12 protein-coding genes are annotated in these 16,263 nt (G+C 56.6%); 7 read left to right on the forward strand and 5 right to left on the reverse strand.

Annotated elements, in window-relative coordinates:
- Positions 1–48: 48 nt before the first annotated feature.
- The 3 genes from recC to recD are packed head-to-tail and all read left to right on the forward strand — an operon-like array spanning position 49 to position 9,274.
- On the forward strand, positions 49–3,495 hold the full coding sequence (gene recC / locus ETV65_RS21425; RefSeq protein ID WP_240782867.1) for an exodeoxyribonuclease V subunit gamma: 3,447 nt from the start codon (positions 49–51) through the stop codon (positions 3,493–3,495).
- Positions 3,492–7,223, forward strand: coding sequence for an exodeoxyribonuclease V subunit beta (gene recB / locus ETV65_RS21430; RefSeq protein WP_129955086.1), 3,732 nt, complete (start codon positions 3,492–3,494; stop codon positions 7,221–7,223). The genes recC and recB overlap by 4 nt, the downstream gene beginning before the upstream one ends.
- Positions 7,220–9,274 (forward strand): exodeoxyribonuclease V subunit alpha, encoded by a 2,055-nt coding sequence (recD, locus tag ETV65_RS21435; protein WP_129955087.1) that lies wholly within the window; start codon positions 7,220–7,222, stop codon positions 9,272–9,274. The genes recB and recD overlap by 4 nt, the downstream gene beginning before the upstream one ends.
- Positions 9,275–9,294: 20 nt before the next feature.
- On the opposite strand, the gene ETV65_RS21440 is transcribed toward recD, so the two are convergent.
- The 5 genes from ETV65_RS21440 to ETV65_RS21460 all read right to left on the reverse strand — a co-directional run bounded on the left by ETV65_RS21440 (position 9,295) and on the right by ETV65_RS21460 (position 12,432).
- The gene (locus ETV65_RS21440) at positions 9,295–9,537 is read right to left on the reverse strand and encodes a hypothetical protein (RefSeq protein WP_205951619.1); all 243 of its coding nucleotides are present in this window, start codon (positions 9,535–9,537) and stop codon (positions 9,295–9,297) included.
- Between the two features lie 123 nt (positions 9,538–9,660).
- Positions 9,661–9,768 (reverse strand): small membrane protein YniD, encoded by a 108-nt coding sequence (gene yniD / locus ETV65_RS21445; protein WP_013574326.1) that lies wholly within the window; start codon positions 9,766–9,768, stop codon positions 9,661–9,663.
- 24 nt (positions 9,769–9,792) lie between these two features.
- On the reverse strand, positions 9,793–9,942 hold the full coding sequence (locus ETV65_RS21450) for a hypothetical protein (protein ID WP_217137925.1): 150 nt from the start codon (positions 9,940–9,942) through the stop codon (positions 9,793–9,795).
- Positions 9,943–10,039: 97 nt separating this feature from the next.
- Positions 10,040–11,284: an MFS transporter gene (locus tag ETV65_RS21455; RefSeq protein WP_129955089.1), complete on the reverse strand. Its 1,245-nt coding sequence runs from the start codon at positions 11,282–11,284 to the stop codon at positions 10,040–10,042.
- Entirely contained in the window at positions 11,281–12,432 is a 1,152-nt protein-coding gene (locus tag ETV65_RS21460) for a serine hydrolase domain-containing protein (protein ID WP_129955090.1), read from the reverse strand. Before ETV65_RS21460 ends, ETV65_RS21455 begins: the two co-directional genes overlap by 4 nt.
- A gap of 114 nt (positions 12,433–12,546) precedes the next feature.
- Between ETV65_RS21460 and ETV65_RS21465 the strand changes: the two genes are divergently transcribed.
- The 4 genes from ETV65_RS21465 (at position 12,547) to ETV65_RS21480 (ending at position 16,262) form a co-directional block, all read left to right on the forward strand.
- Positions 12,547–13,455 (forward strand): LysR family transcriptional regulator, encoded by a 909-nt coding sequence (locus tag ETV65_RS21465; protein ID WP_129955091.1) that lies wholly within the window; start codon positions 12,547–12,549, stop codon positions 13,453–13,455.
- 27 nt (positions 13,456–13,482) lie between these two features.
- Positions 13,483–13,974: a GNAT family N-acetyltransferase gene (locus ETV65_RS21470; RefSeq protein WP_129955092.1), complete on the forward strand. Its 492-nt coding sequence runs from the start codon at positions 13,483–13,485 to the stop codon at positions 13,972–13,974.
- A gap of 114 nt (positions 13,975–14,088) precedes the next feature.
- The gene (locus tag ETV65_RS21475) at positions 14,089–14,568 is read left to right on the forward strand and encodes a 2TM domain-containing protein (protein WP_129955093.1); all 480 of its coding nucleotides are present in this window, start codon (positions 14,089–14,091) and stop codon (positions 14,566–14,568) included.
- A gap of 131 nt (positions 14,569–14,699) precedes the next feature.
- Complete coding sequence (locus tag ETV65_RS21480) at positions 14,700–16,262, forward strand: sensor domain-containing diguanylate cyclase (RefSeq protein ID WP_129955094.1); 1,563 nt, start codon at positions 14,700–14,702, stop codon at positions 16,260–16,262.
- The last annotated feature ends 1 nt before the right edge of the window (position 16,263 follow it).

Consider the following 16,263-nt stretch of genomic DNA (forward strand, 5'->3'; position numbering starts at 1 on the left):
CAATTCTGGCAGGCGATAATAAGAGATGCGGGCGTGAATTCAGGTTTGATGGTATTACATGGCAATCACTCAGAAGCACTGAGGGACGTGCTGGTCACGTGGATGGCGGCGCATCCGCTGTCGCCGCTGGAAAATGAAGTGATTCTGGTGCAGAGCAACGGCATCAATCAGTGGCTTAAACTGGCGCTGGCACGCGATGTGGCCGAGGGGGGCTGCGGGATTGCAGCGGCGCTGGATATCAGCCTTCCGGCGCGCTTTTTCTGGCAGGTATACCGCGCGGTGCTCGGCAAAGACCAGGTGCCGGAATCGTCGCCTTTCGACCGTCCGCTGCTGACCTGGCGGCTGATCCGCTTGTTACCCGAACTGCTCACCGAACCGGTTTTTGCGCCACTGACCCGTTTTTTAAAAGATGACGGCGACATGCGTAAACTGCATCAGCTGGCGCAGCGTCTGGCGGATTTGTTTGACCAATATCAGGTTTACCGCGCCGACTGGCTGGAAGACTGGGGTAACGGGCTGGATGTTCTGCGCACCAGCCGCAAAGGCAGCGAACCTTTGCCCGAAAATCTGCTGTGGCAGCCACAGTTATGGCGCGCATTACTGGCGGATGTCCCTGAAAGCGAACGCGGCACCAGCCGTGCGGCGCTGCATCAGCGGTTCCTGCAACACGCGCAAACTATTCCTGAAGATCAGCGTCCCGCCGGGTTACCTGCCCGGCTGGTGGTGTTTGGTATTTCCTCTCTGCCGCAACAATCCTTTGAAGTGCTGGCCGCCCTCGGCCGCTGGACGCATATCTTTATGTGCGTACATAACCCGTGTGAACACGACTGGAGCGATATCATCGCTGATAAAGATCTGTTACGCGCGCAAAGGCTACGTCAGCAACGCAAACCGGGAATGCCGCCGGTGATAGCCGAAGATGAACTCCATCAGCATGCACATCCGCTGCTGGCGGCGTGGGGCAAGCAGGGGCGTGATTATATCGGCCTGCTGAATGAATATGACAATCACGAATCTTATGCGTCACAGCTGGCGCCGGTGATCCCGCGTATTGACCTCTTTACTTCAAACGGTACCGATACACTGTTGCATCAGTTGCAGGAGGACATTTTGCAACTGCGTCCTCTGGCCGAAACAATCAATGAATGGCCGGCCGTTGATGTTCAGCATGACGATTCCCTGCGTTTCTTTATTACCCACAGTGCTCAGCGCGAAGTGGAAGTGCTGCATGACCGGTTGCTGGCGGCACTGGCCGCTGACCCGACGCTGAAAGCGCGCGACATTATTGTGATGGTCCCTGATATCAACGGTTATGCGCCGCACATTCAGGCGGTATTTGGCCTGACGGAGCGCAGTGATCCGCGCTATATCCCGTTCACTGTGGCCGATCAGGGGCCGCGTCAGAACACCCCGTTACTCGGTGCGCTGGAAAGCTTGCTGGCGCTGCCGCAGTCGCGTTTTGCAGTCAGCGATTTGCTGGATTTACTTGACGTACCGTCGGTGCGTCAGCGCTTCGGGATTGAAGAACAACAACTGCCTCTGCTGCACCGCTGGCTCAGAGCCGCCAATGTACGCTGGGGGCTGCATGCTGAACAGCGTCAGAGCCTTGAGCTGCCGTTATCGCCGGAACAAAACAGCTGGTTCTTTGGCCTGCAACGCATGCTGCTGGGTTACGCCGTAGGCAGCGGCGATGCCTGGAAAAATATCGAACCACTCGATGAAATCGGCGGGCTGGATGCGGCGCTGATTGGCCCGCTGTCACATCTGCTGAACTGCCTCGATGACACCTGGCGTCAGTTACGTGAACCCGCAGCACCGCAGGTGTGGGGCGAGCGGCTGCGTACCCTCCTTTCCCGGTATTTTGCCGAAGATGACGACGAAGACGGTTTTATTTTAGTGCGTCTTGTCGGCGAACTGGAACTTTGGCTCGAAGCCTGTGAAAGCGTAGATTTACAGGCCGAACTGCCGCTTTCTGTGGTACGTGATCACTGGCTGGCGCAGATTGACCAGTCGGGGCTGACCCGGCCGTTTTTCGGCGGCGCGGTGACGTTCGCCACGCTGATGCCGATGCGTGCCATTCCTTTCCGCCACGTGTACCTGCTGGGTATGAACGACGGCGATTATCCGCGTAACCGCGTGCCGATGGATTTCGACCTGATGGGGCGGGATTACCGCCCGGGCGACCGTTCACGTCGCGAAGACGACCGGTATTTGTTCCTCGAAGCGCTGCTTTCTGCGCGTGAGCGCTTACACATCAGCTGGGTTGGCCGCAGCATTCATGACAATACCGAACGCCCGCCATCCGTGCTGGTGGCCCAGTTGCGCGACCATCTGGCGGCAGGCTGGGAAGCAGACAATGGCGAAAAATTATTGCCTGCACTGACCACCGAACATCGTCTGCAACCGTTCAGCCGCGACTACTTCTGTCAGGGCAGTCCGCTGTTCAGTTATGCGCATGAATGGCGCGCGGGGCTGGAAGCTGAAGCCGCCGCCGTGGCGACACAACCGCTGCAACCGGTAGCGCAGGAAGGCGCACTGACGCTGCGTCAGCTGTCAGATTTCCTGTCAGATCCGGTGCGCAGTTTCTTTCGCCAGCGGCTGAACATCTGGTTTGAGCTCGAAGATCCGGGCAGTGAGGATCAGGAGCCGTTCGACATCAATGCGCTGGTAAACTGGCGGTTGCAGGACGAGCTGATCCGTGCGCAAAAACGGGCGCTGGAAGCGGGCGTTTCGCGTCAGGAGGTGTTGCGCCAGCAACTCGAACGCATTGAGCGACGCGGTGAGCTGGCACCGGGCGAATTTGCCGTCGTACTGAGTGAAGATCTCGCTGAGCCGATGGACACCTTATTCGCCAGTTATCAGCAGGTCCTCGATGCATGGCCGCAGCCGCTGGTGAATGAGGCGCTGGAATGGCATGCGGGCGAGGTCAGTTTCTCCGACTGGCTGGTGGATTTACGCGCCAGCCCGCAGGGTGACCGTGCGCGCGTGGTGCTGGAAAGCATCGGCATCATGACCAAAGAACGCAGCTACCGTTTCGACCGGCTGCTGCCGTATTGGGTCGCGCATCTCGCCGGTCACCTTGGCGGCAAGCCTATGCACACCGTCATTATCAGCAAGAATGGCACGGCTGAACTGCCGCCGCTGGAAATTGCACAGGCGCGTGCCCTGTGGGAAACACTGATCGAAACCTGGAAGGCGGGGCAGTTGCGTCCGTTGCCGCTGGCGGTGAAAACTGCATTTGTCTGGCTGAAAAAAGAAGGGACAGAAAACAACCCACCGGACAGCGACGCCTGGATTTCAGCCCGTGACAGTTATGAAAATCACGATCCGGCAAACATGAAATTCGGTGAGCGCGACAGTAATCGCTATCTGGCCCGCGCCTGGCCGGATTTCAGCGCACTCTGGTCTGACGGTGAATTTGCCCGCCTCGCGCAGACGCTGCTGGCGCCGCTGAGAAATCATCTTTCCCGCAGTAAAAAAGGAACGAAGGAATGATGGAACAATGTTTAACATCAGCATCAGCGGTGCCTTCTGTGGTGCCATCAGCGCTGAATGTGCTCAATTTTCCGCTGACGGGCAGTCGTCTGATTGAAGCCAGTGCCGGGACGGGGAAAACCTTCACCATTGCGGCGCTTTACGTACGGCTGGTACTCGGCCATGGCGGCAACAATGCCTTCGGCCGCCCGCTGACGCCGCCGGAAATTCTGGTCGTAACCTTTACCGATGCGGCCACTAAAGAGCTGCGGGATCGTATCCGCGAACGTCTTTCTACTGCGGCGATGTGTTTCTTAACCGATCCGCTGGCACCGTCTGCCTGCGACGAATTTTTGCAAACTTTGCGCGCGGAGTATCCGCCGGAGCAGTGGCCTGGCTGCGCCCGTAAGCTGCAACTGGCGGCAGAATGGATGGATGAATCGGCCGTTTCGACCATTCACGGCTGGTGTAACCGTATGCTTGGCGAACACGCGTTCGACAGCGACAGCCTGTTCACCCAGACACTGGAAACCGATCAAACCGAACTGCTGATGAATGTGGTGCGTGATTACTGGCGCAGTTTTTATTTCTCCCTTGGCGGACAGGAAATCCGTACGCTGCGCGGATGGTGGCGTTCGCCTGAAGATCTGCACCGCAGCGTGATGCCGCTGCTGGAATATGCCGCAGAACTGGGCTCAGATCAGACGCCCGCCGATGTGTGCGAAACGGTGAATAACCAGAAAGCGGCAGAACTGGCGGCGCTCAAACAAGACTGGCCGCAATGGACTGAGGAACTGCGTACGTTGCTGGAAGGCGCGGTGGCGGCAAAAGTGGTTGACGGCAAAAAAATTCAGGCCCGGTTTTTCAACCCGTGGCTGGAAAAGTTGTATCTCTGGGCGACAACCGGCGAAGTGATACCTGAGCTGAAAACCGGCTGGACGCGCCTGACGCCAGCCGGTCTGAGAGAGTGCTGGAAACAGGGTGAACCGCCTGTACACCCGGCGCTGACTGCGATGGAAACCCTGAAAGCCCGGCTGGAAAGCCTGCCGGATGCCCGCAGCGGGTTGCTGCAACACGCCTGCCGCTGGATCAAAAACCGTTTTGACGCCGAGCAGAAAAAGCGCGCACAAATGGGCTTCAATGATTTACTGATCCGCCTGGATGCTGCGCTGGGCAGCGATAACGGCGAACGGCTGGCGGAGATCATCCGCACGCAATTCCCGGTGGCGATGATCGACGAATTTCAGGATACCGATCCGCTGCAATACCGTATTTTCGACGCCATTTACCGTGTGGCGGAAAACGTGCCGGAGCAGGGGCTGATCCTGATCGGTGACCCGAAACAGGCGATTTACGCTTTCCGCGGTGCCGATATTTATACCTATCTGCGTGCCCGCCGCGATACCGGTGGCCGCCACTACACGCTGGCGACCAACTTCCGTTCTACCCGCGCGATGGTGGCAGCGGTGAATCAGGTGTTTGAACTGGCCGAGAAACGTCTGGCCGGTGAAGGCGCATTCCTGTTCCGGCGTGGTATGGAGAATCAGGTGCCGTTCCTGCCGGTGGAAGCCAAAGGACGTGCTGATACGCTGGTGATTGATCATGCCGAAGCCGCTGCGCTGACGCTGTGGTATCCGGAAAACCAGCCGGAAGCATTGCCGAAAACGCAGTACATTCAGCTGATGGCGGACGGCTGTGCGACGGAAATTGTTCGCTTACTGCAGCTTGGTCAGCAGGGCGCTGCCGGTTTTGGGATCCCCGGCGAAACGCTAAAGCCGGTGATGCCGGGCGATATTGCCGTGCTGGTGAATACCGGCCGTGAGGCGTCGGCCATGCGTGCTGCGTTGTCAAAACGTGGTGTGCGCAGCGTGTATCTGTCTGATAAAGAATCAATTTTTAAAAGCGCCCAGGCGGCTGAATTACAATACTGGCTGGCGGCCTGTGCCGCGCCGGAAAACGATCGTCTGCTGCGCGCTGCGCTCGGTACGCCTTCGCTGAACCTGAGTTGGGAAGCCCTCGACAGGCTGAACCAGGATGAAAGCGAGTGGGAACGCTACGTAAAACAGTTTCAGGATTTGCGCACCTGCTGGCGCAGGCAGGGCATTTTACCGATGCTGCGTCGCCTGATGTGGGAATTCGACGTACCGCGCCGCCTGCTCGGGCGCGGTGACGAACGTGCGCTGACCGATCTGCTGCATCTTTCCGAACTGCTGCAACAGGCCAGCGTTCAGCTCGACGGCGAGCACGCGCTGATCCGTTATCTGGCGCAACAGTGTCAGGATGAACATCAGGGGGGCGATGCGCGTAAACTGCGCCTTGAGAGTGATGCTGCGCTGGTGAAGGTGGTCACGGTGCATAAGTCCAAAGGGCTGGAATATCCGCTGGTGTTCCTGCCTTTTGCCTGCGCTTTCCGCGTAGTGAAAAAACAGGACTCACCGCTGAAATGGCATACACCGGAAGGTGAGCTGAAAGTGGGGCTCAGTGCCTCCGACGAGCAACTGGCTCTGGCCGACCGCGAACGTCTGGGGGAAGATCTGCGTAAGTTCTACGTCGCGTTGACACGTTCACGTTATGCATTGTGGCTGGGAATGGCTCCGCTGAAAGAATTTGAAAAGAGTGCACCTGGCTATCTGTTCCATGGCGGCGAGGCCATCGCTGCGGATACACTGCCTGCCAGTTTGCAGGCGCTGGAAACCGACACGATTCGCGCCTGGCCGCTGCCCGTTGCTGATAGCGCAATCTATCGTGGCGAACAGACGTTGCCTGAGCTCGGGCCTCGTCCGCCGCTGCGTACGCACAAAGCCCCCCGCTGGTGGGTGTCGAGTTTCTCCGGTCTGCAAATCGCCCCGGCGGGTACGTATATCCTGCCGGAAACGCTCCTCCGCGAGTCTCTGAACCGCGAACTCCCTGGTGAAATCGAAAGCGCGGCGCAGGACAGTTATTTAGAAGATCAAAAAGTGTTTGTGGAAGAAAAAGAGCCGGTGGCGGCTCTGTTGCAACCAATGACCGGTGAAAATTTGTATGCGTTCCCGCGCGGTCCTGCGCCGGGAAACTTTCTGCACGGTTTGCTGGAATGGGCGGGTGACGAAGGATTTGCGGCGCTGGCGGCCGATCCGGCGAAAATCGCCGATCAGATCGCCCGGCGTTGTAACCGGTGGGGCTGGGAAAAGTGGATTGTGCCGCTGACCGGCTGGCTGACAGCACTACTGACGCAGCCGCTAGGCCTGCCGGACGGCGAAGCCTTCATGCTGGCGGAACTGCCACCTTATCAGGTCGAAATGGAATTCTGGTTTTCACTCAAACAGGTGCCGACCCGTCGTCTCGACATGCTGGTTCAGCAATACACGCTGGAAGGCGCGGAGCGCGCGCCGCTGCTACCGGAAGATCTCAACGGCATGCTGAAAGGTTTTATCGATCTGGTGTTTGAACATAACGGGCGTTATTACGTGCTGGATTACAAATCCAACTGGCTTGGTGATGATGCCAGCGGTTATGACCAAAAGAATATGATGCAGTCGATGCTTGATCATCGCTACGATTTACAGTTCACGCTGTATCTGTTCGCGCTGCATCGCCTGCTGAAATCCCGCCTGCCGGATTATGACTACGACCGACACATCGGCGGCGCGGTCTATCTCTTTCTGCGCGGCAGCCATGCGCCGGGCAACGGCATCTGCGTTCAGCGGCCGGATAAAGCCCTGATTGAACAACTGGACGTTCTGTTCAGCGGCAGTGAGGAACGCGTATGAAAATCAACAGCCGTGAGGACATTGAGTCTCTGCTGGCGAGCTGGGTGGAATGTGGCTGGTTGCGCGAACTGGATCGTGCGCTGGCAACGTTTCTGGCGAAAGCAACGCCGGATGCCCACCCGTTGTTATTACTGGCTACCGCGCTGACCAGTTATCAGCTCGGGCGGGGACATGTGTGTCTGGATTTACAGGCCACACTTGATGACTGCGCCTTTTCTCTTTCGCTGCCGCCGGAGGGCGATCATGCTGACGGTGCGGTGATCCGCCCGGCTGCGGTGCTGGATAATCTGAGTTTGCAGGAATGGCTGGCGGCGCTGGCTCACCCGACGCTGGTCGGGCACGGAGAAGGATGTTCGCCGCTGGTGCTTACCGGCCAGCGCCTGTATTTGCGCCGTTACTGGCAGTACGAACAGAACGTGCGGGCGGCAATTGAACAACGTCTGGCACGCAGCGTGCTGCATACGCTCCCGGTGGCGTCGCTGCGTGCACCGCTCACTGCGTTGTTCCCGGCAGAGGGGCAATCCGCTCACACGAACTGGCAGAAACTGGCCTGCGCGCTGGCGGCGGGCAGTGCGTTCAGCATTATTACCGGCGGACCGGGCACCGGTAAAACCACCACGGTGGTGCGACTGCTGGCGTTATTACAGACGCTGGCGCTGGAGGAAAGCAATCAGCCGCTGCGTATCAGGCTGGCCGCGCCGACCGGCAAGGCGGCAGCCCGGCTCAATGAATCCATTGCCGGTGCGGTCTCAAAGCTGGATCTCAGCGCCCTTAGCAACGGCAATGCGGTGCGCGAAAGTATCAACACCGATGTGGTGACGCTGCACCGTCTGCTCGGCAGCCGCCCGGATACGCGGCATTTCCGCCATCACCCGGGCAATCCGCTGATGCTGGATGTGCTGGTCGTCGATGAGGCATCAATGGTCGATCTGGAGATGATGGCCGTATTGCTGGCGGCATTACCGGAACAGGCGCGTCTGATCCTGCTTGGTGATAAAGATCAGCTGGCGTCGGTGGAAGCGGGTGCCTTGCTGAGTGAGTTATGTCAGCGCGCCAGCAGCGGCCATTATCTGCCGCAAACCCGCGACTGGCTGCAAAGTGTGACCGGCGAACAGATCCCTGATGCGCTGGTTGATCCCCAAGGTACGGCGATGGATCAGGCGGTAGTGATGCTGCGACACAGTTACCGGTTTGATGCACAAAGCGGGATCGGTCAGCTGGCGGAAGCGGTAAATGACGGCGATGTGAAAGCGCTGAAACAGGTCTGGCAACACGGATACGCTGATCTGGCACAACTGACATTGAGCGCAGATGATGACGCCGGACTGCGTGACTGGGTGGTGAAAGGTGGTGCGAAACATTTCCCGGCATCGGCAACACGCGAGGGCGCGGAATCCCCGGCTGGCTATCAACATTACCTCAACGTAATGATCAGGGAACGGCCGGCAGACGATGAACCGCCGGAAGCGTTCAACCGGTGGGCGACCCGCGTACTTCTTGCTTACAGCCAGTTCCAGCTGCTGTGCGCCTTACGTGGCGGACGCTGGGGCGTGGAAGGGCTGAATCAGCGTATCGCTGACATCCTGCGAAAAGAAGGGTTACTTAAGGCCTCGCTCGGCTGGTATCCGGGGCGTCCGGTACTGGTGACCCGCAATGATTACAGTCAGCGCCTGATGAACGGCGATATCGGCATTACGCTGGAGATCCCGCAGCGTCTTACCGATGGTACTGTAGTGCCCACCCTGCGTGTGGCATTTCCGGCCGGAGACGGCACGCAGGATATCCGCTGGGTGATGCCGGGGCGTTTGCAGGCGGTGGAAACGGTATTTGCCATGACGGTGCACAAATCGCAGGGATCTGAATTTACCCATACCGCGCTGCTGTTGCCGGAGAATCTCAGCCCGATCCTGACGCGCGAGCTGATTTATACCGGCATTACCCGTGCGCGTCACTGGTTCAGTCTGGGATGTGTCGGCGGCATAAATGCTGTGTTACCGGATGCGGTGAAGCGTCGGGTGTTACGTGCCAGCGGATTAATTGAAAGTGCGTAAGGCGTGTCTGAAGGCAGAAATCAGTATTCGTACGCGTGAACCCTGACGGGTTTACGCAAAGTGCGGGATTTACTGCCCGCCACTTTTGTGGCTTTGTCCGGATCGCCGGCGACAAATTCCAGCGTCGGTGAATAGTAAAAAGGCAACCAGCCGCCGTAGCCATTCTCCCACTCCCAGCGAACCGGGCAGGGCCACAGAATGTCTTCATGCATGATGTAATAAGTCCATCGTCCATGTGGACGACGAGGTTTCGGTGTTTTCATAAACGGGCGAACGGGCTCTTAAAAATCACTCAGGATATTCTGGCTCGCGTTGCGGAAGGTTTCAACCCCCTGGCCGGGTTGATGCTTATTTAAGCGGTTTTAAACGGGATCCTTTGCAAAACTTTACCCCCAGATCATCGCCGCCCAGCGTAACAGCATCAGTGCGCCACAGATACACAGCAGTACCACAACCATTTTCCAGTGCTTGGTCATCATCCGTTTAGTTACCATTTCTCCTCCTGCCATCCGGGCGTTTTAGCCCGCCATGTGCTGGTTCACATAGTGAACAACATGTTCTTTCAGTTCAGGAACGGCCTGATCGGCGAGCCATTCAAACACCATCAGCAGCAGGGCCGCCGCAGCAATAACGGACAAAAGTATAAGGGTTTTGTGACGTGCTTCCATGATTCTCATTGGTTCTGAATTGCCTGTTTTTTACTCTATCAGAATAAGCCGCACCCTGCGCGGCTTCGATGTTCCGGTTCCGGAAAAATTTAATAAATTATACCTTTTCGCCGGTTCCGAAACTTTGATCCTGTTTCTGCTCTTCAGGGATGAGTACTGTCTCTGCATGACGTGCTCCGGGGCGGAAACCGTTCTTTCGGGCGCAGATGGCAATCATCAGCCCGGCGACGATCAGCAACTGCATGGCCCACGGAAAAACAGTAATGCCTGCGGTTTCCAGCACAATGCCTCCGGTTAACCCGCCACCGGCAATCGCCAGATTCCACGCTACCACCACCATCGATTGCGCCATGTCGGCATGCTCGCCGGTGGCGTCAGCAATTGCCGTTTGCAGCAAAGTGGCGGCGCCGCCAAAAGTCAGCCCCCATAGCGCGACACACACCGCTACCGTCAGCGGAGAAGAGGGGTTCAGCGCCAGTATCAGGGAAAGCAGGGCAAACATAAACAGGCTGGTCAGCAGGGTGCGCCGCAAATGCTTATCCACCAGCATGCCGGTAATGCCAATGCCTGCCAGCGCACCGAGGCCGAAAACCAGCAATATCTGATCGGCACTGGCGTCGAGCCCGGACAGGCGCAGGAATGGCACGATGTAGGTATAAAGCAGATTATGTGCCAGCATCCACAACAGGATCACCATCAGAATACTGCGTACGCCGGGCAACATCAGCACCTGCCTCAAAGGCTGGCGCTCACCGGCGGACTGGCCAGGATAGTCCGGCACTTTCCGCACCACCCAGACAATCAGCAGCACCGTAATAACAGACATTACGCCGAACGCCATCCGCCATCCGAGTGCGGAACCCATCCAGGTGCCCAGCGGGACGCCGACAGACAGCGCCAGCGGTGTGCCGACCATCGCCACTGATAATGCGCGCCCTTGCTGATGTACCGGCACCAGCCGCCGTGCATAACCGGCCAGTAATCCCCACGCCAGCCCGGCTGACGCACCGGCTACCCAGCGGGCGAAGAGCGTCAGGAAATAATTCGTTGAAAACGTGGTGAGGGTATTAAAAATCAGAAAGCCAAAGATTGCCGTCAGCAACGCCGTGCGGCGGTTCCAGCCCCGTGTCAGAGCCGCCAGCGGGATGACGGCCATCAGCGAACCGGCGGCATACAGCGTCACCAGTTGCCCGGCCATCGCCTGTGAAATATCGAGACTGGCCGCGATCTGAGGCAACAGTCCGGCGGGAAGGGTTTCCGTCATGATGGCGATAAAACCGGTCAGCGCCATCGCCAGTAAAGCCGAAAGCGGCAGAGGGGATTTCAATACAGGGGAATTCATGATTGAACTCCATACACAGCATCGCGCAGTTGTGTAACGAACGGGCCTGACATGCCCTCATACAGAGTATTGGTGAAGGCGACGACGCTCAGTCCGGCGTTACGGTCAACGAACCAGGAATGGCCGTAAGCCCCGCCCCAGCGCCATGTGCCGGCCGACTCCGGTGAAGCGGCGGCCCGCGGATCCCGTAATACCGAAAAACCTAATCCAAAGCCCAGTCCCGGCGATTCCGGCAGTTCGGCACCACGGGTCTGATCCCGTCCCATTTCATCGACCAGCGCCGCTGAGACTAACGGAGCGCCGCCGCAACGCAGCATTTCCAGCATCTTCAGTACGTCAGCCGCGTTGCTGACCATACCCGCGCCGCCGGAAGGATAAGCCTGAGCGTTGAGTGCGCGTAAGGGAGAATATTCAATCCCCACGGTATTGTCGAAAGCGGCGACCTTTTCTCCTTCGCACAGCCGGTGGGGTTGCGGCACATCACTGACATACGCCGTAGCCAGCCGCGCCGGGTCACGGGCGACAAAACCGGTGTCATGCATGTTCAGCGGGCCGGTCAGTTGCATTTCTACCACTTCAGGGAGAGGCCGTTTGCCTACCTGTTCCAGCACTGCGCCCAATACATCGACGGCCAGCGAATAACCCCATGACGTGCCCGGTGTATACAACAAAGGCACGCCCGATAAACGCCGCAGATTTTCCGCCAGCGAAATACCGCTGCTGTCCATTCCGTCAGAAACGCCTGCACGTGCATAAGGGCCATTTTCGTCCGGCTCAAAAAAGCGGTAACTCAGCCCGGCGGTATGACTTAATAACTGCCGTACTGTAATGCGTGCCGGTTGTCCGTCTGGCAGGACAGGGCGAAACTGTGGCAACACGGTTTCAATATTGTCATCCAGCGCCAGCTTTCCCTGAGTGATCAGCGTCATTGCTGCGGTCGTCACAATGGGCTTGCTGACCGATGCCAGGCGAAAAAGCGTGTTTTCAGTCATTGGTTGGCGGCTTTCCCGGTCGGCAAAACCGGCAGCCTGGTGATAAACAATCTCACCGTGAAGGGCGACCAGGGCAACGGCACCGACCAGTCTTTGTGAGTCAATGGCTTGTGCGATAACGCAATCAAGCCGGGATTTCAGTGAAGAGGAATTCATGAGATATCTCAGTTTCAGAAAGTGTTAAATCACGATAGAGATCTCCTCAGTGCGGAAAAAGTAGGGTAGATTTCCATAATATACGGACGCTGATGTCCGTAATCGGGAGCGACAATGGAAAATCTCAGTAGCCTGAATGTGTTCGTCCATGTGGCAGAAACCCGAAGCTTTGTCGCGGCAGGGCGGATTTTGGGCGTGTCGGCGTCGGCGGTGGGCAAAAGTATTGCGCGCATGGAAAACAAGTTGAATGTGCGGCTGTTTCACCGCAGTACCCGCAGCGTGGCGCTGACCGCCGAAGGGACGCTGTTTCTCGAACGCTGCCGCAGGATTGTGGCGGAACTTGAAGCCGCGCAAAGCGAGCTGTCGCAACTGGCGGAATGCCCGCGTGGCAGGTTGCGGCTGAGTTTGCCGCAGGTCAGCACATTACTTTTGCCGGTGCTGGGGGAGTTTATGCGCCGTTATCCCGATATCGAACTGGATCTGGATTTCACCGATCGGATTGTTGATGTGGTGGAAGAGGGGTTTGACGCTGTGGTGCGCACCGGCCAGCTGGCTGACTCCCGATTGTCGATGCGTAAGCTGGGCACTTTCCATCATTTACTGGTCGGTGCGCCTGCCTATTTTGAACAGCACGGTACGCCTGCGAAGCCCCAGGAACTGGTTGATCACTGTTGTCTGCATTTTCGTTTTCCCAACAGCGGCAAGCTTGAGATATGGCCGCTGCCGGAATATCAGGATTTGGCGCTACCGGTATCAATGGTTTGTAATAATATTGAAACCCGCCAATGCTTTGCGCTGCAGGGGCTGGGCATCGCTTGTCTGCCTGATTTCAGTATCCGCAAAGAGCTGGCGCGCGGGCAACTGGTGACCGTGCTGGATGATTATGTGAAGCGCAGCGGTGACTTTTATATTTTATGGCCGTCCGGCGGTTATATGACACCGAAGTTACGGGTGCTGATTGATTTTCTCAGCGAACGGGTTTTCCCTGAAAAGCCTGAGCTGGCGCTGCGATGTCCTAATTAAACCTATCTTTAACTGAGGGAGTGTGTGATGAGTCATTCTGTCTTAATTGAACGCTTTTGTGCCGACGATCAGCGCGGTGTGGTTGAAGTGATCCTACCGATCCAGAATCACGAATTTGGTATTGCCATCACCGAAGCGCAGCAGCCTGATCTGCATGATATCCCACAATTTTATCAGTGCGGCACAGGGGATTTCTGGGTGGCACGCTATGAAGGGAAAGTCGTGGGCACGCTGGGGCTGAAAGATATCGGCAACGCGCAGACGGCACTGCGCAAAATGTTTGTCAGCGCACCTTTTCGTGGCAGGGAATACGGCGTCGCCGCATTGTTACTCAACACGTTGCTGCACCATGCGCAGACGAAAAATGTGAAAGATATTTTTCTCGGCACGACAGACAAGTTTCTGGCGGCGCATCGTTTTTATGAAAAAAACGGTTTTAAGGAAATCAGGGTGCCGGATCTCCCGTCAGCTTTCCCGCTGATGGCGGTAGACAGTAAGTTTTACCGTCTAACATTCTGATTTGTAAGGCTGTCAGGTTGCTGTCATGTCCGTGTCAGGTTGCTGTCGTGTTGATTTCCAATCTTACGTTGCATGCTGATTGGGTGTTCAACATTCACTCTACAGGTAAAACTTATGCATCAGAGCAAAATCAGGCAACTTCGCATTTCCCGCGCATGGTCTCAGGAGCAACTGGCAGAACTTTCGTCACTGAGCGTGCGCACGGTACAGCGTATCGAAAATGGCGAGCAGGCCAGCCTTGAGACTCTCGGCGCTATCGCGGCAGCCTTTGATATCAAGGTGTCTGAACTGACAGAAAACGATGTGCAAACGGGCAGTTCGCCGGGGCAGGCGCTTGACGAACAGATAGAAAAAGCCAGATATCAGGTGGTGGAAGAAAGCGGTTTTTATCGTTCCGTTCTGTTGTGGGCGGTGATCAACGCAGGTTTGTTCGCGCTAAACCATTACACCTCACCGGATTCAAACTGGTTCGTCTGGCCTCTGTGTATCTGGGGTGGCATTTTATTATTACGTGGTTTACGCATCTTTGTATTTCGTGGAACGTTAGAGCGCTGGCAGAAGGCGCGTTTACAAAAATTAATACGCAAGCCCTGAGGGGAGACGTTCAGCTAAAGCGCCATGATTAGTCACAAGCAAAACCGCCCTGACTGAGACATATCAAAACCCTTGCCTGACATGCTGCTATCCTCTGTAATATTCAGGGTTATTAGCTCAACGGACAGAGAATGGATCAGCAGTGGCGGTTTGCATTTAATCTTAAAAGACTGATATTGCTTCTTGCACTGATGAGTACGCTTGTCACCTTGCTCAGCAGCTATCTGGCAATTTTCCAGGTAGAGAAGAAACTCCTCATCGAATCCTCCCTGCGGGCGAGTCAGTCGTTTGCAACCCGGCTGTCGCTCACGGCCGATTTGTTTTTCAATGCGGCACAGAAGCAGGTTACCTATAGCGCTGATTTACTCGGTGACCGGTTTAATAATGTTGATGCGCTGACCGAAGAAGCTGATCGTTTGCAGGTACAAAGTAAGCGCTTCAGTTCGGTGCTGGTGGTGGATAAAACCGGCGTTGTGCGCGCGGCTTCACGAAACTCTGCGGCGATGGTCGGTTTAACTCTGGTGTCTGAGGCCAATACCGTTGCACTGAAAACCCGCAATCCGGTGCTCAGCTCGCCCTTTCGCACCCCGCAGAACAATCACATAATTGTGCTTTCCTCCCCCATCCGTAATGCGCGAAGCGGCTATCTTGGGTATCTGGCGACTGAAATTGATCTGGGTAAAAACAGTATTGTGGATACGCTGATTAATGCCCGCAATTACCGCAAAGATGCCTACATTTATGTCATCGACCGTGAAGGTGACGTGTTGTATCGCGCCGCGTCAGGCTGGATCGAGAGTGCGCCGCAGGGGCATGTGAACAAGGCATTGCTGGACGGCCGGGAACAGGGTTTTTTACGTATGAATAACCTGCAGGGCGAGGAATCCCTGGCCGGTTTTTCCACGATGGAAGTGGCGGGCTGGACGGTACTGGTGCTGCACCCGGCAAAAGATGATGTGGTGCTGTTATATCACGTCATGATGCAGGTTTTGTTATACACGCTGCCGATTGTCATTCTGGTGTTCATCTGCATCTGGCTGCTGACGCGCTATATTTCACGCCCGCTGCGACAGCTGGCCTCGAAAGCTGACACCATGGATTCACACGATGTTTCCGAGGAAATTCAGCAGATCAATGCCTGGTATTATGAAGCGTCGAAGCTGAAAACGGTGATGTTGCAGGGGATCAGGCTGTTGCATCAACGCATCGAACAACTGAGTGCCGAAGCCCATACTGACCCGATGACCGGGCTGCTGAACCGGCGCGGCTTTTATGAGGCCGTGGATAAACAGCTAACGGAGTCGTCGCGCATCGCGGTTATTACACTCGATATCGATCACTTCAAAAAAATAAACGATACCTGCGGGCATGATGTGGGCGATGTGGTGATCACCCAGCTGGCGCGCCATATTCTGAGTAATTCGCGGGAGGGCGATTTGTTATGCCGCATGGGGGGCGAGGAGTTTCTGTTACTGCTGCCTGATGCATCACTGACACAGGCTATTCAGCTTGCTGAACGTTTGCGTAAACAGGTTGAAGTGCAGCAGTTTGAGGGCGCCGGTCAGGTGACGATTTCACTCGGAGTAACGCTGTTTTATCCTGGCAAAGTCAATATTGACGGGGCATTGAAAACGGCAGACAAAGCGCTGTATCAGGCCAAAAATGAAGGGCGTAACCGCGTGGTAAATCTATAAG

Origin of the sequence: Rahnella sp. RFA10(1/100) (assembly GCF_004195115.1) — a bacterium.
Classification (GTDB): domain Bacteria; phylum Pseudomonadota; class Gammaproteobacteria; order Enterobacterales; family Enterobacteriaceae; genus Rahnella; species Rahnella perminowiae.